Origin of the sequence: Rickettsiales endosymbiont of Trichoplax sp. H2 (assembly GCF_009690945.1) — a bacterium.
Classification (GTDB): Bacteria; Pseudomonadota; Alphaproteobacteria; order Rickettsiales; family Midichloriaceae; genus Aquirickettsia; species Aquirickettsia rohweri.
This window is the reverse complement of the sequence record NZ_NPHZ01000004.1, coordinates 32,287-53,029: the sequence shown is the minus strand read 5'-3', so window position 1 is coordinate 53,029 and position 20,743 is coordinate 32,287. Positions and strand designations below refer to the sequence as shown.

Annotated in this window: 17 protein-coding genes; 9 read left to right on the top strand and 8 right to left on the bottom strand. The window is 27.1% G+C overall.

What is annotated here, in order from left to right; genetic code table 11:
* The 3 genes from h2es_RS05155 to h2es_RS07820 form a co-directional block, all read right to left on the bottom strand.
* Complete coding sequence (locus h2es_RS05155) at positions 1–975, bottom strand: sensor histidine kinase (protein WP_154512015.1); 975 nt, start codon at positions 973–975, stop codon at positions 1–3.
* 186 nt (positions 976–1,161) lie between these two features.
* The gene (locus tag h2es_RS05150; protein ID WP_326845012.1) at positions 1,162–2,148 is read right to left on the bottom strand and encodes a sodium:solute symporter family protein; all 987 of its coding nucleotides are present in this window, start codon (positions 2,146–2,148) and stop codon (positions 1,162–1,164) included.
* 41 nt (positions 2,149–2,189) lie between these two features.
* Positions 2,190–2,645 (bottom strand): sodium:solute symporter family transporter, encoded by a 456-nt coding sequence (locus h2es_RS07820; protein WP_154512009.1) that lies wholly within the window; start codon positions 2,643–2,645, stop codon positions 2,190–2,192.
* Positions 2,646–2,836: 191 nt separating this feature from the next.
* Between h2es_RS07820 and h2es_RS05135 the strand changes: the two genes are divergently transcribed.
* The 6 genes from h2es_RS05135 to pheT all read left to right on the top strand — a co-directional run bounded on the left by h2es_RS05135 (position 2,837) and on the right by pheT (position 10,455).
* Positions 2,837–4,183 (top strand): amino acid carrier protein, encoded by a 1,347-nt coding sequence (locus h2es_RS05135; protein WP_154512007.1) that lies wholly within the window; start codon positions 2,837–2,839, stop codon positions 4,181–4,183.
* Positions 4,184–4,193: 10 nt separating this feature from the next.
* Complete coding sequence (locus tag h2es_RS05130; RefSeq protein WP_126045083.1) at positions 4,194–4,706, top strand: hypothetical protein; 513 nt, start codon at positions 4,194–4,196, stop codon at positions 4,704–4,706.
* 119 nt (positions 4,707–4,825) lie between these two features.
* Entirely contained in the window at positions 4,826–6,154 is a 1,329-nt protein-coding gene (tig, locus tag h2es_RS05125) for a trigger factor (RefSeq protein ID WP_154512005.1), read from the top strand.
* A 22-nt stretch (positions 6,155–6,176) separates the two neighbouring features.
* Complete coding sequence (gene clpP, locus h2es_RS05120) at positions 6,177–6,776, top strand: ATP-dependent Clp endopeptidase proteolytic subunit ClpP (protein WP_126045123.1); 600 nt, start codon at positions 6,177–6,179, stop codon at positions 6,774–6,776.
* The gene (gene clpX, locus h2es_RS05115) at positions 6,769–8,034 is read left to right on the top strand and encodes an ATP-dependent Clp protease ATP-binding subunit ClpX (protein WP_326845011.1); all 1,266 of its coding nucleotides are present in this window, start codon (positions 6,769–6,771) and stop codon (positions 8,032–8,034) included. Before clpP ends, clpX begins: the two co-directional genes overlap by 8 nt.
* Positions 8,035–8,055: 21 nt before the next feature.
* Positions 8,056–10,455 (top strand): phenylalanine--tRNA ligase subunit beta, encoded by a 2,400-nt coding sequence (gene pheT / locus h2es_RS05110; RefSeq protein WP_154512003.1) that lies wholly within the window; start codon positions 8,056–8,058, stop codon positions 10,453–10,455.
* On the opposite strand, the gene h2es_RS05105 is transcribed toward pheT, so the two are convergent.
* The 3 genes from h2es_RS05105 to h2es_RS05095 all read right to left on the bottom strand — a co-directional run bounded on the left by h2es_RS05105 (position 10,452) and on the right by h2es_RS05095 (position 15,130).
* The gene (locus h2es_RS05105) at positions 10,452–11,840 is read right to left on the bottom strand and encodes a hypothetical protein (protein ID WP_154512001.1); all 1,389 of its coding nucleotides are present in this window, start codon (positions 11,838–11,840) and stop codon (positions 10,452–10,454) included. The genes pheT and h2es_RS05105 overlap by 4 nt on opposite strands.
* Positions 11,841–12,019: 179 nt before the next feature.
* Complete coding sequence (locus h2es_RS05100; RefSeq protein WP_154511999.1) at positions 12,020–12,871, bottom strand: hypothetical protein; 852 nt, start codon at positions 12,869–12,871, stop codon at positions 12,020–12,022.
* Between the two features lie 288 nt (positions 12,872–13,159).
* Entirely contained in the window at positions 13,160–15,130 is a 1,971-nt protein-coding gene (locus tag h2es_RS05095; protein ID WP_154511997.1) for a S9 family peptidase, read from the bottom strand.
* A 178-nt stretch (positions 15,131–15,308) separates the two neighbouring features.
* Here h2es_RS05095 and hpf point away from each other — a divergent pair, with 178 nt between their 5' ends.
* The 3 genes from hpf (at position 15,309) to recF (ending at position 18,279) form a co-directional block, all read left to right on the top strand.
* Entirely contained in the window at positions 15,309–15,890 is a 582-nt protein-coding gene (hpf, locus tag h2es_RS05090; RefSeq protein ID WP_154511995.1) for a ribosome hibernation-promoting factor, HPF/YfiA family, read from the top strand.
* Between the two features lie 91 nt (positions 15,891–15,981).
* Positions 15,982–17,106, top strand: a complete 1,125-nt coding sequence (dnaN, locus tag h2es_RS05085) for a DNA polymerase III subunit beta (protein WP_154511993.1) — start codon at positions 15,982–15,984, stop codon at positions 17,104–17,106.
* A gap of 48 nt (positions 17,107–17,154) precedes the next feature.
* Entirely contained in the window at positions 17,155–18,279 is a 1,125-nt protein-coding gene (gene recF, locus h2es_RS05080) for a DNA replication/repair protein RecF (protein WP_154511991.1), read from the top strand.
* A 246-nt stretch (positions 18,280–18,525) separates the two neighbouring features.
* Here recF and thiL read toward each other — a convergent pair whose 3' ends face one another.
* Together thiL and h2es_RS05070 are read right to left on the bottom strand one after the other, a co-directional pair.
* Entirely contained in the window at positions 18,526–19,527 is a 1,002-nt protein-coding gene (gene thiL, locus h2es_RS05075; RefSeq protein WP_154511989.1) for a thiamine-phosphate kinase, read from the bottom strand.
* A 34-nt stretch (positions 19,528–19,561) separates the two neighbouring features.
* Positions 19,562–20,743, bottom strand: coding sequence for an aminotransferase class I/II-fold pyridoxal phosphate-dependent enzyme (locus tag h2es_RS05070; protein WP_154511987.1), 1,182 nt, complete (start codon positions 20,741–20,743; stop codon positions 19,562–19,564).

Sequence of the window (20,743 nt, the reverse complement as noted above, 5' to 3'; positions counted from 1 at the left end):
TTAATTAAAACTAATAACAAACTCTGTTTCCTTGCCTTCTATACTATTGCAAGTAATATCACCACCCATCTTCAGCATTGATTCTTTGCAGAAATTTAATCCTATTCCATAACCTTCTGTTGTGATATATTTCTGGAACAAGTCAGCAAGTATTTCTTTTTTAATTCCGACACCATTATCCTTAAAATGTAATTTATTATTTTTAATAAATATTTCTATCTTAGCTTTATAGCCTGAGTATTTTAGTGCATTTTTTAATAAGTTAAATATTATATATTTCAACAATGTTGCTGAGCCTACAAATTTAAAATCTTTATTCTTTTTATCTTTATCTAGAAAAAATATTCTTTTTCTCTGGTTTTCATCTGTATGATATTTTTGTAACGCGTCGTTGACACATTTTATAACGGAATATTGTCCCCAATCCCTAGGTTTTGTATTACCTTCAATTTTTGTGTTACTAAGTATTACATCAATATCTTGAATAGCTTGTTTATTACATTTTTTTAGATTTTTAACATACTTTTTTATGTATTCAAGATTATTGTTCTCTAATGCCTTTTCTATTAATTCTGCATTCATTAATCCAATAGAAAGAGGTGTGTTCATATCATGTGCTATTGATTTACTTAATATCTCTAATGTTCTCTGTTTTGTTTTATCTTCTCTAAATCTATGATAAATCACATGAAATATTATCAGTAACAGCAGCACTGTAGAATATGCAGAAAATAAATTTGTGTTTATTTGTTTATTATGTATTACCAAACCTTCAACTAGGTTACATCCTAAATATAAAGTAATGGCTGTTAGCACTCCTAGTATCCCTAATATCCAGGCATAAAACAAATTGGCAAATAAGAATAATGCAAATATTGAAATAACGCAGTTAACACCCCATATAAGGTTATAGCCACTTGAGATAAATAAATATGTGGAAAAAACGGTAATGTTAAAAATAATATTAAATTCCATAGTTTGATAGTAACTTTATTAGTAAAAAATTCATTCATTATCAAAAGCAAGGCAAGGAATAAATTAATATATCGTAGATATTGTGTTGTGATATTTATAAAATTATTAATGTTGTTATATCCTAATATTAGTACAGGAATATTAAGTGCCATAATGAATAGAGCAAATGTGTAATATGATGTTTTGCTAATTTCCACTTTTTCTTTTTATATCTATAAAATTTGCTACAGATCTTTTGATTTTTTGATGTAGAGTTAGCTTGTATTCTTGATATATAGATTTTTCTATTTTAATTATTCCCAAATTAACCTGTAAGTAGTGCGCTCCAAAGAAACCTAACGCACTTCCTAGCACTCCTACGACAAGGCTTATTATACCAAATTCTCCCACATAAAATTTTGCCAATATAGTGCCAATAATTCCTGATATAACACTGATCAAAAAGGAAATTGAGTTTGTTTTAAATTTTAAAAATCCTAGAGTATAAGGGACGAAAATAGTTGTATAAGTAAAAGCGTCAACAAAAATTATCAATTTAAAAATCTCCCTAAATTTGAGTGCAATGAGCACTGCAACTCCAGCACATACACAAGTTGCAATTCGTGCAATTAAGAGCTCTTGTTTTTCATTAATTTTAGGAAAAATCTTTTTTATAACATCATGAGAGGCAACAACACTTAGTGCATTAAGCCAAGAGTCTGCTGTAGACATCATTACTGCGAGCATACCTGCTACCATAATGCCAACAAAAACTGGAGATAAACTGCCAATGAAAGTATAAAGAGCCATTTTACCTTCTATATTTGGAAAAATAGTTTTTATAGAAAATCCCAAAACAAAGATAATAACAGCAAAAAAGAATGAGAGTACCATTAGTACATTGTATGAATTCATTAATTGCTTCGTATCCTTTGCCATTAAAAGCCTCTGTGTATAGGGTGCACTAACAGCTGGCAATATTATCCAAAAAGCATAGCTAAGGAATAGTATAGTGGAATTAGCATTATTAAATATTGTTAAATGTGATTTAGGAATAGAATTGATAATATTATTATATCCTCCTGCTTTGGAATATGCTATGCCACAAGCTATCGGCAATGCTATGAAAAATATTAAAAACTGGAAAACATCAGTCAGTGCAACTGCACGCACTCCTCCTAAAAGTGAATAAATTGTTAAAATTCCAATACCTATGGCAACTCCAGTTTCATAATCTAAACAAAAAAATAATTAAATAGCAAGCCAACTGCTGTTACAGATACTGCTATAGCTCCAATACATTTACTTATTAAAATAAAACTTGTTATATAACTTCCATAATTTCCATAAAGTTTTTGCATAATCTCACTCATGGTGATGCAACCTTTAAATTGCCCAATATTCTTTGCATATATGTTTTTTACCAATAACCAATTGAATGATGTAAAAAGTAAAGCTAAGCCATAAAGTGCACCTGAATTATAAATTCCCTCTACTTTTCCTACAGTACAACCTGCACTTACATAAGTGGCAAATATAGTTGCTATTATTGTAAACGTAGCAAAATTTCTGTTGCCAATGGCATATTCCTTAATGGTTTTAATTTTAGTAGATTTATAAAGACCGATTGCTAAGCAAAGAAGAAGATAAATCCCAACTATATAAATATCTGTAATATGTAGTTTTCCCATATTTTTATAATAACCTAACAATATTAGATAAGAATTAAGCACATATTAAATAAAATTAAAAGAGAATTTTAATTAATTTTTAATATTTAGCATATTTTATTGCCTGAAGTTAATTATTATATTGTTTAATTAAGAGCTGTAATGTATAAGATTTTATCAATTTAAACTTCTAATAAAATAATTTTACATTAATGTCAGAAGCAATATTTGGATTTTTAAGTCAATTAGACATTATTTTATGGGATTATATAGGAATAATTATCATTTTATTTGTTGGAGTTTTTCTTACAATTTATTCAAAATTTTTTCAATTTAGAGCACTGTTTAGGTTAAGAACCTATATAAAGGATTTGGTTGCATGTGCTGAAAAAGATAAACAAGGAACACATCCTATAAAATTATATTTTGCTTCAGTTGGAGGTATGGTGGGGCTTGGTAATATAGTTACAGTCGTTAGCACAGTAACTTTAGGAGGCCCTGGGAGTATTATATGGCTTTGGGTAGCGTCATTCTTGGGAATGTTAGTAAAATATTCTGAAGTTTACTTAGGAATAAAATATAGAGTAAAAAATAATGAAAATGGTTTTGATGGTGGTCCAATGTATTACCTTCGTGTAGGCTTTAAAAACAAGATATTACCAATATTTGTTTGTATTTTATTATGCATATATGGTGCAGAAGTGTCGCAATTTTTAATTATTACAGATACAATTGTAAACGTATTTTCACTTAATAATAGTCATATTGATTTAAATGGTATTAAATTTTTATATGGAAGATATATAGTGATAGGATTATTACTTACATTCATATTATTGACATCAGTCAAAGGGGTTAAAAGATTTGCAAATGTTTGCTCGGCAATGATGCCTCCTTTTATGATTGGGTATATTATTTTAGGGATCTGGATAATATTTGATCATAGTGCTGATTTGCCAGATGTTTTTTCATTAATATTTTCTTCGTTTTTCGATTATAAATCTCAAGCAGGTGGTTTGATATCTGGGGGAATATTTTTAACTGCGCATTATGGAGTTTCTAGAGCAGTATATTCTGGTGATATAGGTATAGGCTATGATTCTATAATACAAAGTGAAACTCAGACTTTATATCCAGAAAAGCAAGCTAGGATGTCTATATTTGCACTATTTTCTGATTCTTTGATTTGCACTATAAGTATTTTGATACTATTGGTTACAGGTATGTGGCAAGTTAAAGGTTTGCAGCCTTCTGAATATGTGGTTAATGCATTGAAATTATATTTACCAAATGTAGAATATTTTATGGTCGTTCTCTTCACATTTGCTGGTTTTACAACGATAACAGGTTATTTAGTAGTTGGTCAAAAATGTGCAAAATATCTTAATAAAAAATATGGACAGTTTCTATATATATTATACTCGATATTTGCATTTATAGTTTTCTCATTTTATGATCAAGAACAAGTTATATTAATAATGAGTGTTTCTGGTGGAATTCTTATGGTAATTAATATGCTTGGAGTATTTAAATTAAGAAAGTCTATTGAATTTTTATAATTAGTTTTTCATGGCTTTAAAAAAAGGTAAAAATAAAATTAAGACGAAAAAGTCAAGATTTTACTCTTCTAAAATTACCAAAACTTTAAGAAGCATAATAATTAAATTATTAGTTATTATAATTAGTCTATTAATTTTTATGTTAGTTATATATAAAGCTTATAACTATTATGTAAAGCCAATTGATTTAAAGAATATTCCTTATATCAAAAATAATAAAAAATGCGATAAAATAAAATTTAATGAAAATGATGGGATTATTTTTTCTAATCAGGATAAGAAAGTTTATGATAGTTTAAAACAAAAGAAAAGAGATTCATATAAGCAAAATTTAAAATCAGAAAAAGTAATACAAGATTTTTCCCATAAGCAAATTTTTGATATTGTGCAAGAAATCAAAAAAGATGAATTTAAAGAAAATAAAAATAACAAACCTAAACCAGTAACTGAAAAGAAAAATATTTCAAATAAAATCAAAAAAAAGAAGATGAATACACAAAGTATTTTTGATGTTTTAGGGTAATATTTTATAATTAATTTATTATATGGTATTGCTATTAAAAATAATTTAAAAAAATTGTTTAATATATTTAAAAATTCTGTTAAACCTGAATCTAAATATAAATAAAAAATATTGATCAAATGACGATTAAAAAATTGCAAAACGAAAAGTTTTTTAAAGAATTTGAAGTGCATGTGCCGTTTGAAGAAATTAATTCAAAAGTTGAAGAAAGTGTTTCTAAAGCTGCAAAAACGTTTAAAATGCCAGGTTTTAGAGAAGGTAAGGTGCCGCTTAGTATTGTAAGACAAAAAGTTGGGAAGGAAGAAACAGGTAAGCAAATACAAGAAAAAATTTCTGAGTCTATTAAAAATTTAATTGATTCCAAAAAAATTATTCCATACTCGAAACCTGATGTGCAAGTTCTATCATTTGATGAAGATAAGGGGCTATCTATTAAAATAGGCTTTGAAATATTGCCGGAAGTTCCAGAAGTAAAGTGGGATAGTATAGAGGTTGAAAAAATAAATATAAAAATTTCTAATGATGAAATAACTCAGACAAAAAATAATTTACTTAAAGAATTTAGAAAATACAAAAAAGCTGAATCAAATTATAAGACTAAAGTAGGGGATAAAGTAAAAATAAATTTCCATGGTAAGATTGAGGGTAAGGATTTTGATGGTAATAAAGCTGATGCTATGGAGCTTGTGATTGGTGATAATACTTTTTTAGCAGATTTTGAATCTAATTTAGTTGGATGTAAATTAAATGATGAAAAATCTTTTGATATAGTGTTCCCAAAAGATTATCCAAAAGAAGATATAGCAAATAAAAAAGCTGTATTTAAAGTTAAAATAGTTGATGTGCAAGAATTAGCTTTGATTGATAAAGTTTCTGATGAAATGCTTAAGAAATTAGGTGTAGAATCTGAAGAAAAATTAAATGAATTAATAAAACAAAAATTAAATTTTGACTTCATGAATTCAATTAGGTTAAAGATGAAAAAGGAACTTTTTGATCAAGTTGATAAGAAATATGATTTTGATTTACCTAATAAAATGATTGAGCAAGATTTTGAAATTATCTGGAGTGAAGTGGAAAAAAACAAGGGAAAACAAGAGAATATAAAGGATAAATCTGATGAGGAATTAAAATCTGAGTATAAACAAATTGCAAAAAGGAGAGTTAAGCTGGGCTTAATAATGGCTGAAGTGACCAGAGAAAATAATATTTCTATAACAGATGATGAATTAAGAAAAATAGTTGAGCTTCAAGCAAATCAGAATCCTCAAATAAAAGATAAGATACTGGAATTTTACAAAAATCCAGAAAATTTAGAAAAAATTAAAGGGCCAATTCTTGAAGAGAAAGCTTTAGATTTTATTTTATCTAAGGTTAAATTAAATGAAATTGAAATGACAACGGATGATTTTGTAAAAAACGTTTTGCCTAAAATTAAAGATAAATAAATATATATTTAGTTATATAAAAATGTCTTATATTCCTGTTGTAATTGAACAAACTCCTAAAAGCGAGAGAGCTTTTGATATATTTTCTAGGCTGCTAAAAGAAAGAATAGTTTTTTTAAGTGGTCAAGTTGAGGATAATATGGCATCAGTTATTATTGCTCAGCTTCTGTTTTTGGAATCAGAAAATCCTGATAAAGATATTTTTATGTATATTAATTCTCCAGGTGGAGTGGTTTCTGCAGGTTTAGCAATTTATGATACAATGCAATATATTAAATCTGATGTTTCCACTTTATGTGTTGGTCAAGCTTGTTCTATGGGGTCTTTTCTTCTTACTGCTGGGGAAAAAGGTAAGAGATTTGCTTTACCTAATTCAAGAATTATGATTCATCAGCCAATAGGAGGTTTTCGTGGTCAAGCTACAGATATTGAAATTCATGCAAAAGAAATATTACAGTTAAAAAATAAGCTTAATAAGTTGCTTAGTTATCATACAGGTCAAAAATCTTCAAAAATTGAAAAAGATGCAGATAGGGATAATTTTATGTCTCCTGAAGAGGCTAAAAAATATGGATTAATAGATAAAATTATTACTAAAAGAGCGGTAACTCAAAGTGAATAAAGGACATTCAGAAATATTATATTGTTCGTTTTGTGGAAAAAGCCAAAATGAAGTAAAAAAGCTTTTATCTGGAGTAGCTGTATATATTTGTGATGAGTGTATTACTCTTTGTTCTCAAGCGTTAAATGAGAATAAATTAGAGACTAAAAATTTAATAAAAAGCGATATAAGTCCTAAAAAAATATATGAGATCTTAGATTCCTATGTTATTGGACAAGTAAGAGCAAAAAAAGTGTTATCAGTAGCAGTATATAATCATTATAAAAGATTTGAAAAGCCAAAATTTGATAATAAATTTCATGATGTTGAAATTGCGAAATCAAATATATTAATGATTGGTCCAACAGGTTGTGGAAAAACATTGTTAATGCAAACTCTTGCTAAAATTTTAAATGTACCTTTTGCTATAGCTGATGCAACAACATTAACTGAAGCTGGATATGTAGGTGAAGATGTAGAAAATATATTGGTAAGGCTATTACAAGCAGCTGATTATAATTTAGAAAAAGCAGAAAAGGGAATTATTTATATTGATGAAATTGATAAAATATCTAGGAAATCTGAAAGCCCATCAATAACACGAGATGTTTCTGGAGAGGGAGTGCAACAGGCGCTGTTAAAATTAATGGAAGGTACTGTTGCATCTATTCCACCTCAAGGAGGAAGAAAACACCCTCAACAAGAATTCTTGCAAATTAATACTAAAAATATATTATTTGTTTGCAGTGGAGCTTTTAGTGGCCTTGATAAGATTATTAATCAGAGAAAGAAAAATAGTTCTATTGGTTTTGAAGCAGTAGTAAAAAATAAAGATGAAGATGTTTCTGCATCAAATGTTATTAATAGTGTTGAGCCAGAAGATTTAGTTAAATATGGTTTGATTCCTGAGTTTATTGGAAGATTGCCATTGATTGTTACTATAAATGATCTTGATGAATCTATGTTGATAAGAATTTTAAAAGAGCCAAAAAATTCTTTAATTCAACAATATCAAAAATTATTTGATTTAAATGATATTAAATTAAATTTTGAGGAAAATGCATTTAAAGAAATAGCTAAAATTGCTTTCAAAAGAAAAACTGGTGCCAGAGGTTTAAGAGCAATATTAGAGAATATTTTGCTTGATTTAATGTTTGATTTTTCTAATAAGAAAAATATTAAAGAAATAACAATTACTTCTGATGTAATTAAGTTAAATTCTAAACCTAAAATTAAGTATTATACTAATAAAAGTATTAAAAATAAAAAAGTAATTTAACTAAACTTCAGGTAATAATTTATGAAGCTTACTTATAAATGGCTTAAATCATTCATTGATTTAAGTGTAGATTTAAATACTGTTCTTGAGATACTTTCTAATATTGGATTGGAGGTTGAAGATTACGATAATAAAGAAGAGATTTATTCACAATTTATAATTGCTGAGATTATTGAAGTGTGTAAGCACCCTAATGCTAGTAAATTAAGTGTTTGTAAAGTAAATAATGGTAAAGAAATTTTACAAATAGTGTGTGGTGCTTCTAATGTTAGACCTGGAATGAAAGTTGTACTTGCACCTGTTGGTTCTGTAATTCCAAGTAATAAAATGGTTATAAAAAAATCTAGTATTCGTGAAGTGGATAGTAATGGAATGCTTTGTTCCGAACAAGAATTACTGCTTGGTAATGATTATGATGGTATTATTGAGGTTCTAGATAATAAAATTAAATTAGGTACAAAATTTTCTGATGGATATAATTTGAATGATATAGTTATTGATATTAATTTAACTCCAAATAGAGGCGATTGTGCATCAGTATATGGTATTGTAAGAGATTTATCAGCTAAAAATATAGGTAAATTAAAGTCTAAATATTTAAATTTTTCCCAAAATAATTTTGAATTTGGGCAAAATATAGATGGTATAAAAATTTCCATAGATAGTGAATATTGTTATGAAATAGCTTTTTGTAAAATAAAAAATATAAATAATAATTTAGAAATTAAACGTGATATATTGTCATTTTTTAAGCTAGTTGATTTAAAATCACATAATCCAGTAGTTGATATCTCCAACTTCTCTATGCACGAATTTGGTAGCCCTAATCATATTTATGATGCTGATAAGATTAAAGGTAACATTCAAATCAGACTTTCTAAAAAAGGAGAATTTTTTAAGTCATTGGATAATAATGAATATAACTTGCCAAAAGATATATTGGTTATTTCTGATGATGAAAAAATTCTTTCTATAGCTGGTATTATTGGTGGTGCAGATAGTAAGGTTGATGAGAGCACAAAGAATATTTTAATTGAAGTTGCAAACTTTAGTCCTGAACAAATTTCTAAATCTGTAAGAAAGTTAAACATTAGAACAGAATCCTCATTCAGATTTGAGAGAAGGATTGATCATGCTAATACATCTGCTTTTATGAATAATTTAGTTAATCTGCTATTAGAAAATTGTGGTGGTAATATTAGTAATTCAGTACTTATTAAAAGTTCTGAGCCTAAACATATTAAGCAATTAAAAATTAATTATAATGTTATTAATAAAGTTCTTGGATCTAAATTAATGACAAATGAGATTGATTCAATTCTTTCTAATTTAGGATTTTTAAAGGAAAAGGATGAAATTTTTAATATACCAAGCTGGAGGCAAGGAGATATTGAAAATAATGCAGATATTGCCGAAGAAATAATAAGAATAAAAGGATTGGAAAATTTAGAATCTAATAATAAATATCTTTATGCTATAGAAGATTTAAGAATTAAAACTCATGATTTTGAATCTATTTTTAGAAAAATGCTTATTGGTAGAAATTTGTTTGAGATAATATCTTGGTCTTTTATTAGCCAAGCATATGCAAATTTATTTACTAATGGTGATGATATCAAGTTAGCTAATCCAATTAGTAATGAATTTGCTATTATGAGAAATAGCTTGATACCTGGATTGTTACAAACAGTAAAAAATAATATACTAAAGGGGATTAAAGATTTATCTTTTTTTGAAATAGGCAAAGTTTATTATGATCATAATAATTCTTTAATTGAGAGGAAATCTTTAACAATTCTTAGAACAGGTTATGCGATTGATAAAAATATATTCTCAAAACAGAGGAAATTTGATTTTTATGATTTAAAAGATGATGTATTTTCATTGCTTGATGAAATTAAGATGTCGCCTCAAAATATTATTATACATAAGGTAGATAATAATATTTATCATCCAGGTAAGAGCATAGCGTTATATATTGGTAAAAAATTAATTGGTTATGTTGGTGAATTACATCCTAAAATTTTAAAAAAATTTAATATGAAGCAAAATGTTTATTGCGGCGAAATATTTTTTGATAATTTACCTAATAAAAATTTAGAAAAAAGAAAGCCTATGTTTTTATCTCAATTGCAGAGTATATCTAGGGATTTTGCTATTTACATTGATGATGATACTGAAAGTAATGAAATAATAAAGTCAATTAAATCTCTTAAAATTGATATGCTAGAGAGTATTAATATCTTTGATGTATATAAAGATCCGCAAGATACTTTAAATAGAAAATCGGTTGCTTTTAGTGTTAAGCTTCAACCTAAGCTGAAAACTTTAATTGATCAAGAAATTGAAGATATATCTAATAAAATTATAAATGTTTTAAAGCAAAACTTAAGTGCTGAACTAAGAGATAGTGAAAATTAATTATACCAAATTTCACTTACAGGATTATTATTAAAAAAACTGTATATATTAAACTCAGGCATTTCAATCTCTGCTTCACCTAATGCGCTTAGTTGTGTTGCTATTTTACCAACATAAAATGCTCCTAATACTAATGATGCAGATTCATAATAAGTTTTACTCACATCACCTGCTGTATAATTCTCTAACAGTTGTTTTGTTGCTACAACTCCACCAACTGCTTTATGCTCTGGACTCGGGTTTGTTTCTAACTGACTTGATATTGAACTCAATGTATTTATTGCTAATGTATGCTTAAATGATGGGCTTGCTATAGATAAAGCTATATTACATACAGTTTTTACCGCAATACTAATAACCCACGGATTATAATGGTTTACTGCATCATGTTGATTCAAAGCATCTGAAACTCTTGTTTCTAGATTATTACTCATATAATCCTTAGACATAAATATTCCTGCTCTTGCTATCGGTATATAAAAACTTTGAGCTCCTGCTTGATATCCCAAAGCAGATGATGTAATTGCCAATACAATTGCTAAGGAATATTGCAATTCTTTGCCACCCAATACATCATGCCCTAAATGCTCATTTAATAACATTCCTGTTGCTAATATATCTAATTTACCCAAATTTACATAATGACCGCTAGAATATGATGTGTTTCCAATTGCTTTATGAGCATAACAATCTTCATCTTTTATTTCTTCTCCTCCCAAATTACTATACGACATAGCAAGTTGTTTTATTGTTTTCAGTATTGATTCATCTTTCGTTGCTGTTGCAATATACATAACGGCATGATTGCCTTTTATTCCATTTACATATGATATACCTATTTCTACTCCTTTTTTATCTTTAAATAGACCCCTTAATTCACTTAACATAATTAAACAATTATCCCCACAGGTGCTGTCATCTTTTTGTATTCCTAAAGCATGGTATTCTGAATGATTACCTAATAATGATTGAATAGTCAGTTTAAATTCAGAGTTTTCATCCAATGTATCAATCACATCTGTGTATAAACCATTTTTTTGATTGATTTTTAGTACCGTATTAAGATGATATACGTTTGTTTCAATATTAAGATTAGCATCATTATTGATCTCTCTTAATCCTTGCTTAATTTCATTTTCTCTCAACCCTCCTGTTCCCTCACCGCATAATTCCATATTATCTTTATCTTTCTCATCATAACTAGTTCTCATCCTTTTAATTTGTGGACCTAAATACACTTCTTTTCTAAGATTTTCTTCCCAGTTCAATTTATTCGATTGTAGTGTTTCTAGTAGTGTATTATATGAAAGATTATAATTATCATCATTATTTATCTTCAGATCACTACTACTAAAAGATAAACTTCGGAATTTTAAAGTTATCAATTTAGTTGATTAAGTTGCTTTATTAATAGAACTAACTAAAGATGCAACTAAATGATCACGAAATTGTATTTTTAGGTGTATAAAGCTAGTGTATTTAAACGATAAATTCCTAGTATTTTTTGCTCCTTCAATAATATTATAGACAAATTGTTGATTCTGCTCATTCAGTTGCTGTAACACTAAATCCACAGGTCCTTCACAGTCCAGTCATTAATAAATTTTTTTATTTGTTCATATTGTGAATCAGTCAGTGATGCTTCAGATAAATCTAAAGATCTAGTATTTTCACTTTTTTGATCGTTTATCAATTTTTCAATATGTTTATCACTTATTATTATTTTATCAGGCCATAGTTCACCAAGCCCGGCTGACATAATTTTTGCTTTTTTATAGTCTATCAATTGTTCAATATGTTTATCATTATTAGGCAATAGTCTACCAGGGCCGACTGCCATAACTTTTGCATTTATTTCTTTAATAGCATTAGTTATTGCTTCTTTATTGTTATCATATAATTTACTTGATATCTTTAAATTCACAGGTTTTTTAGAGTTTTGAATAGCATTTAAGACTAATTCAAATTGTGAATCAGTAATTGATAATTCAGATAAATCAAAATCATTAGTATTTTCACTTACTGAATCTTCTAGCAATTTTTCAACATATTTATCACTTGCTATTGTTAAACCAATGCTACGAAAAATAATACTGTGATTTGACTCATCAATAATTTGTTTTATGCGTGTTTTATGAGAATCAGATAATTGCTGTTTCACAGTTAATGATGTTAATTTACCTGCTTTTATGTTGTTAAATATTTGATTATCTACAGATACAACTTTATTTCTAGGGTCGTCATTAGGGTGATGCGGAAATTTTAAGCTTAAACTAATAGGAAACTTGGATTTTTCAATGCTTTGAAGCAATTGTTTAATTTGTTTATCTGAGATATTAGTATTACTTAAATTTAGGGTAATAGGTTGGGTGGCTTCTTTTATTGCCTGAATTGCTTTTTCTATTGCACTAAACATGTAAATCCTTTAATTTTCACACTCTTAAATTAAACATTTTAACCTCTTGTTTACCAAAATACAATTTTTTTACTAATTTATTTGTCTTTTTAAACAAATTCAGTTGTTGCGATAAAGTATTGTTGGATTGCCATAGGTGATGAAGAATCTTTACAATGACAGGGAACCAGATATGTTAACTAACAGTAATTATACCTATAATCACTATATTTAAGAATTTCTGTAGTAATAGTTTTTTGTTTATACAGAAAAATTTTATCTTTAATTTAGATTAAAACGTATTCTTTATTATTTATTTGCAGTTGTATTAGCAAGGTGTGAAATTTCAGATTTTCCTTCTTTTATTTCTATTGATGAGTTCTTGAAGTCATCATTGATTGGTTCGCAATTACCTCCTAAATATTTAGCAAAAAATTCTTCAGTAATCGCATAAAAAGATAATCTATTCTCTGGTCTTGCAAAGCCATGTCCTTCATCTGGATATAGAGCGTAAATTACAGGTATTTTATGTTTTTTCATTGCAGCTACTATTTGGTCTGATTCAGCTTGTTTTACTCTTGGATCGTTTGCACCTTGACCTATTAATAAAGGTTTTGATATTTTATTAACATGATGAAGTGGAGATTTATTTTTAAGTATAGCTTTACCTTCTGAAGTTTTATTATCACCACCTAGCATTAATTTAAGACTGTCAATTAGTGGTTTCCAATACTCAGGTATTGACTCAAGCAATGTTATTAAATTTGATGGTCCGACAATATCAACGCCACAAGCAAAAATATTTGGTGTAAAAGTTAAGCCAACTAATGTTGTATAACCGCCATAACTACCTCCCATTATTGCTATTTTATTTTTATCAGTTAATTTCTCTTTGATTGTCCAGTTAACAGCATCAATAAGATCATCATGCATTTTTGCAGACCATTCACCATTTCCTGCGTTGATAAAATTTTTACCGAATCCTGTTGATCCCCTGTAATTAACACTAAGTACAATATATCCTCTATTACTTAGCCATTGATGAAAAGAATTTAAACTCCAATAATCTCTTGCATTTGGTCCCCCATGGACCAATAATATCATTGGCAGTGGTTTTTTAGTTTTTAAACTATCTGAATCTTTAATTCCATTCTTTGGAATAGATATATAACTAGGCAAATCTAATCCATCTCGTGATTTAATAACCACGGGCTGCATATTATTTAATTCATAACTTGCTAATTTATTATTATTTGTAAATAAGTAATCAGCTTTTTGAGTGTTCCTATTATACAAATAATATTTGAGCGGTTTATTATCAAAATTAAAGGCGACTAACCATTTATCATCTTTTAACGTTCTGGAGTTGATCATTAGTGTTGAATCTTGGTGTAATCTTTGTAAATTATTAAAGTCTTTTTCAAATTTCTCATCATAAAATTTATAATCTTGCTTTAAATAATAACAGTCTATAGCCTGTAATATTTTTGTTTTTGGTTGAAGAATAACATTTCTAATATCTGCTTTTGAATTTGAGTGAATAAGCTTTTTTATTTTAGTAGTTAAATCTATAATGTATAACCCTGATGTATCTCTATCGATTGAACTTGCAAAATAAACTTTTTTACCTTGTTCATCAAAATTCAAAATGCCGGTAGTTTTAGAATCTTCAAATGGTATTTTTAAAAAAGGTATTTCTTTTTTATCCTTAAATTCATAAATTTGATTTCCTCCATCTGGAGTTGGTTGGTATCCAAATCTAATATTGTAATTATCATCTATGTCAAATCCTGAATATTTATCATTTTTGTATAATAGTGATAATTTACTAGTGTTAATATTCAGGTTATAAATATCAAAATATTCTTTTTTTCTATCATTTAACCCAATAATTATTTCATTGGGAATTTTATAACTAGATTTTAAAATAATAGATTTTACATTTTTAGTAGGTGTTAAAGTTCTGTCTTCTAATGTATTAATGTTAACTTTATGAATTTTATCATTTTCATCTCCATCATTATCTTTTAAATATAATATATGATTGTTATCATAACTCCAAAAATAACTTCTAATTCCCCTTTTTGAATCATTGGTAATTGCTTTTGCAGCATTTAGGTTATCTAACAGAGCAACAAATATATTTAATGCACCATTTTTATCAGATAGATATGAAATGTGTTTGCCATCTTTGCTAATTTGAACATTTGCTTTTTCTGGATTTCCAAAAAGTATTTTTCTGGGAATTAGATTGTCTTTAACATTTGCAAAAATATTCATAGTTAATAGTTATAATTATTGATATAAATATAGTTTTCACACACTTTGATCCTATTAATAATTTCACATCATTAAATAGTTAAAATTATTTGTCAATATAATTTAATTTGTATCAGTAGTTGATATAAAAAGATTAATCGATTATCATATTAAGTAATGAAATAAAAAGGAGTTATCCATGGAAATAACTGTGTATGGCAAGCATATTAAAGTAGGTGCTAGTTTGGAGAAACATGTGAAAGATCATTTGATTTATACTGTAAAGAAGTATTTTAAGGATGCTTTGAATGCACATGTCAAAATCGAAAAGCAAGGCCAGTTATTTCAAACAGAAATTATTGTCAATGAAGGAACTGGTAATGGAATATTGATTAAAAGTAATGGCCATGAATATGACTCGTATAGAAGTTTTAATGTTGTAAATGAGAAAATTGAAAAACAGCTAAGAAGATATAAGAATAGAATAAAGAACCATAAAGTTACTAAAGAATCTGAATCTGATTTAATTAGTGGTACAAAATATGTTATTTCTCCACTTGAAGAAGAAGATATTGAAAATATAGAGAAATCTCCTACTATCATTGCTGAAAAAGTTTCAGGTATAGAAAATCTTAGTGTAAAAGATGCTGTTATGAAAATGGATTTATTGAATTTACCAGCGTTGTTATTTATTAATGATGCCAGTAAAAAATTAAATCTAGTATATTATAGAAAAGATGGAAATATATCTTGGATCGATACAAAGGTTAATATAAATTAAAAATAATTTACAAAGCATGAAGGCATTGCTTGCAAAATAAGAAAGTTAATTTATTATTTAAGTAAATAGTTTTCATTTAATATAATTTATAATGAAAGTACAGGTTAATAATTCTGAGTTATTACAGGCTTTAGGCCATATTCAATCTATCGTTGAAAAAAGAACAGTTAAAAGTATTTTACTAAACGTTAAAATAAGTACAAAGAAAAATCAAATTTCTTTTTTTACTACAGATTTAGATATATTTGCTAAAGAATCAATTAATGCAAGTGTAGGAGGGCAATTAGTAACTACAGTTCCTATCCATATATTTTATGAAATTGTAAGGAAAATAGGAGTTAATAAAGATATAAGCCTTATCTTTGAGCCATCTGATAAGCCAGGAAAAATGCTAATTAAATCTGAATTAAGTGAATTCAGTTTACCATGCTTGTCAGCAGATGAGTTCCCAGATTTTGAAGAAGGCACATGTGATTGCCAATTTGAAATTGATTCAAATAATTTACATTATTTAATTTCAACAACTAAGCATGCAATTTCATTTGATGAGACTAGGTATTATTTAAGTGGTATTTATTTGCATGTTGCTGAAGATAATGGAATTAATGTGTTGAGAGCTATAGCAACAGATGTTCATAGATTAGCTATAGGAGAAGTGACACTTCCTAAGAATGCACAATTATTGCCTGGGATCATTATTCCTAAAAAAACAGTTTTAGAATTATCAAAATTACTAGAAGATTTTAATGGTAATATTTTTGTTGGAGTATCATCAAATAAAATTACGTTTAAAATCGGTAGCACTACTTTAATATCTAAGTTAATAGATGGTAAATTTCCTGATTATGATAAAGCAGTGCCATATGGTAATAATAAAATACTTGAGATATCTATCGATGAATTATCAAAGGCTATAGATTTAGTTACAGCAATATCTACTGAAAGAGTTGTAGCAGTAAAATTAAAAATACAAAAAAATAAAGTCATTCTTTCTGTAAGTGATAAGATTAATTCTTCTGGGACAATTGAAGTCCCAGCTGTATACAATAATGATGAAATATCTATAGCTTTCAATTCTAGGTATATAATAGATATATTGAACAATATAAATGGAGATAAAGCTTACTTTAAATTAAATTCTGGTAGTGATGCTGTATTAGTAGAGGATAGTGGAAATACTAATTGCAGATTTGTTATAATGCCAATGCAAGTTTAATTTGTTGACTAATAGTTTATAAAGAAATAGCTATTTTAATTAGCATTTATGGGTCATAATTTTCCATCATTAATACATCAGTTAGAGTTAATTAATTTTAGAAATCATGTCAATTTAAAAATAAATTCTGAATCTAAATTTGTGTTGATATTAGGAGAGAATGGAAGTGGTAAAACAAATGTTTTAGAAGCAGTATCATTATTAAGTGGCACTAAAGGTTTTAGGAATGCAAAAAATAGTGAAATAATATTTGATTTTAATAAATTAAATGCCGAATGGGGTATTAAAGCAGATTATTTGAATTGTGAATTAGAATTTACTTTATTGATAGGATGTAAATTTAAAAATATTGACTCAAATGGAAATAAGATAATAAAGATAAATAATGAATTACTTGTTAAACAAACAGATATTTCAGATATACTAAAAATAGTCTGGCTTACACCTCAAATGGAAAATTTATTTCTTGAATCACCAAGTATAAGAAGAAAATTTTTAGATAGAATGACTTATAATTTTTTTTCTAATCATATATCTTATATTCAAAAATATGAATATTTTACACAATCAAGAGCTAAAGTGTTAAACGATATTAATTGGGATCAGAAATGGGTAGAGCAAATTGAAATGAATATTGCAGAGTTAAGTTTAAAAATTATTAATAATAGAATTGAGTGCTTAAAAATAATTAATACAGGTTTAGAATCCTTATCAATTCATTACTTAAAACCAAAATTATCTACATCAGGTGAAATAGAAGATCAATTAAAAATTAATAAATCAACAACTGTTTTTGAATATATAATTAAGCGCTTGGCTAAAAATAGATTAATAGATGCAAAATCTAAAAGATGTAGTATAGGTGCACATAAAAGTGATATTAATGTACTTGATAGAGATAAGAATAGAGATGCAAATTTATGTTCAACTGGTGAGCAGAAATCTATGATTATATCTTTAATATTAGGTCAATCTTATGCATTGTATAATTTACAAAAAATAGCTCCAATATTAGTGTTAGATGAGATTTTTGCTCATCTTGATGAAAAAAGGAAAGTAGGTCTTATTGATGAACTAGAAAAAACTCCGTCGCAAATTTGGATAACTAGCACTGATAAAGATTTAGATAAGTTATTTAAACAAAATAGCTATGCTAAGTTTACTTTAAATTAATCAAAAAAGTCTACTTAATACGTTATCAGCTTGACTTAAAACTTTATAAATATCAAAAGAAAGGTGATAAATCCCAGGAAACTGTATAAATATGCTTATGCAAAGTTTATCTAAAGATTTATAAAATCAAGCTGCTACAGCTATCAGGAGTTTTTTTGTATGAGTGTAATTATATTTTTGTTTCAGAAGTATCATTGAATTGGGTTAATTTGATATAGTCTTTATCAATCTCATTATTGACTTGATTTATACAACAAAGTTCCTAAAATGGTCGAAATCTTCATATGGATTTTTATATTTTATTTCATTTTGAAAATATGAAATTAATTTTCCTTTTTTCTTTACAATTTCTCCAATTTTATAAAACTTCTTATTAAATTTAGATAAATATTCTTTACTAATTTTTTCGTAAAAATTACTATTAATTGTAAATATTAAATAATAGTCTTCTCCACCAGATAATAAATATCTATTTAAATCTGAATTATTTTTTTGACAAACTTTTAATAAATTTTTATCTACAGGTATTTTTTCTAAGTTAATATTTGCTGAGCAATTTGATTGCTCACAAATCCTAGTTAAATCCCTGTTTAAACCATCTGAACAATCAATCATAGCGTTTACTTCGCTAAAGTTGGCTAAAAAATTAGATTCATTTATGTATATATAAGGAGAAATATGAAATTGAATTAAGTCATTTTCTTCCTTTTTTTTTCGCATAATTTTATTTGACACTAAATCTAATCCAGCAGCAGATAAGCCTGGATTACCAGTTATACATATATAATCTCCAATCTTTGCAGAAGATCTGTATTTAATTTTTTTGCTTTCAGATTCTCCCATAATTGTTATGGATATAAATAATTTTGACTTAGATGCTGTTGTATCTCCTCCTAAAAGGTAAATATTATAATTTTTGCATTGTTGTTTAATTCCATCAATAAGATTTTTAATGAATGAATTGTCAATATTTTGAGGAATAGCACATGCTACAAAGATAAATTTTGGAGTAGCACCCATTGCAGCAATATCACTTGCATTGACTTTTACTGATTTAATTCCTAATTCATAAGCTGTGATTGTATTTAAAGAAAAATGAACATCTTCAGCTAATGCATCATTTGAAATCAACCATGAGATATTTTTATTTTTTTGTATAACAGCACAGTCGTCACCAATCCCAACAATATCGCCTGGCAAATTACTTTCTTTTAAAATATTTATTATATCTTCTTCAGATAAGCTCATTTAAAACTTCTCTTGTAAATCAATATAAGCTAATTTAAAGCATGTTTTTCAAATTATCCTTAATCCTTTTAGCAGCTTCTTCAACTTCTTCAATAATTGGAACAAGTGCAAGTCTTACAAATTGAAGGCCAGGATTTATTCCATTAGCTTCATCGGAAATTAACTGACCAGGTGTTACTATAATTCCAAGTTCTATAAGTAATTCAGCAAATTTTATACTATTAAAGTTTTTAGGAACTTTTTGCCATAAATAAAATGTTGCATCTCCTATTGGGGCTTCTAGACCGCAAGAAGTTAATGCATCTATCATAATTTCACGTTTTTTTCTATATTCTTCTCTCATTTTTGCAACTTCAACTTGATCCTCTAAAGCTAAGCATGCAACGTCTTGAATGAATGTAGGTGTTCCAGAATCAATATTAGTTTTTACTTTTTTAAAACCATAAATTATCCTCTCATCTCCTGCGACAAATCCAACTCTATAGCCTGTCATATTACTTCGTTTTGAAAGTGAGTAAAAAGTAATAACACCTTCTTTTTGAATTTCTAACAGACTCATAGGTTTTTCTTTAAAGTATATATCATTATAACATCCTTCATCTGCAGCAATAATAACATTATAATGTTTAGCCCATGAGACAAGAACTTGCAACCATTCTTTGGTTGCTGAAACTCCAGTAGGTGAATTGGGATAGTTTGTCCAAATAATTTTTGCTTGTTTAGATATATTGTCTGGTATTAGTGCAAAATCAATTAAAAAATTATTCTTTTCAAGAAGTGGTGTAAAGTGTATTTCAGCATTTCTGAATCTAGTACCTGTTTTATATACTGGATAAGCAGGTGTAGGGCAAATTACTATATCACCAGGATTTACAAATCCGATAGGGAAATTAAAAATTGCTTCTTTTGACCCTATATTTGATGAAATTTCAGTTTCTGGATTTAGATCAACATTATATTCTCTTTTCATATAGTTAGCACAAGTTTTTCTATAATTTATATCTCCAGTATAACTTGGATATCCTGAAGTATTTCTATTTTTTGCAAATGTTGAAAGATTGTTTGTAATAAAATCTGGAGTAGGGCTTTTAGGATCTCCTACGCCAAAATCTATAACTTTTACGCCTTTTTGCTTTAAATCACTAACTTTTTTATTAATTTCAGCAAAAGCGTATTTTTCTGTTTTGTTGATTAATTTAGAATATTTAATTTCCAT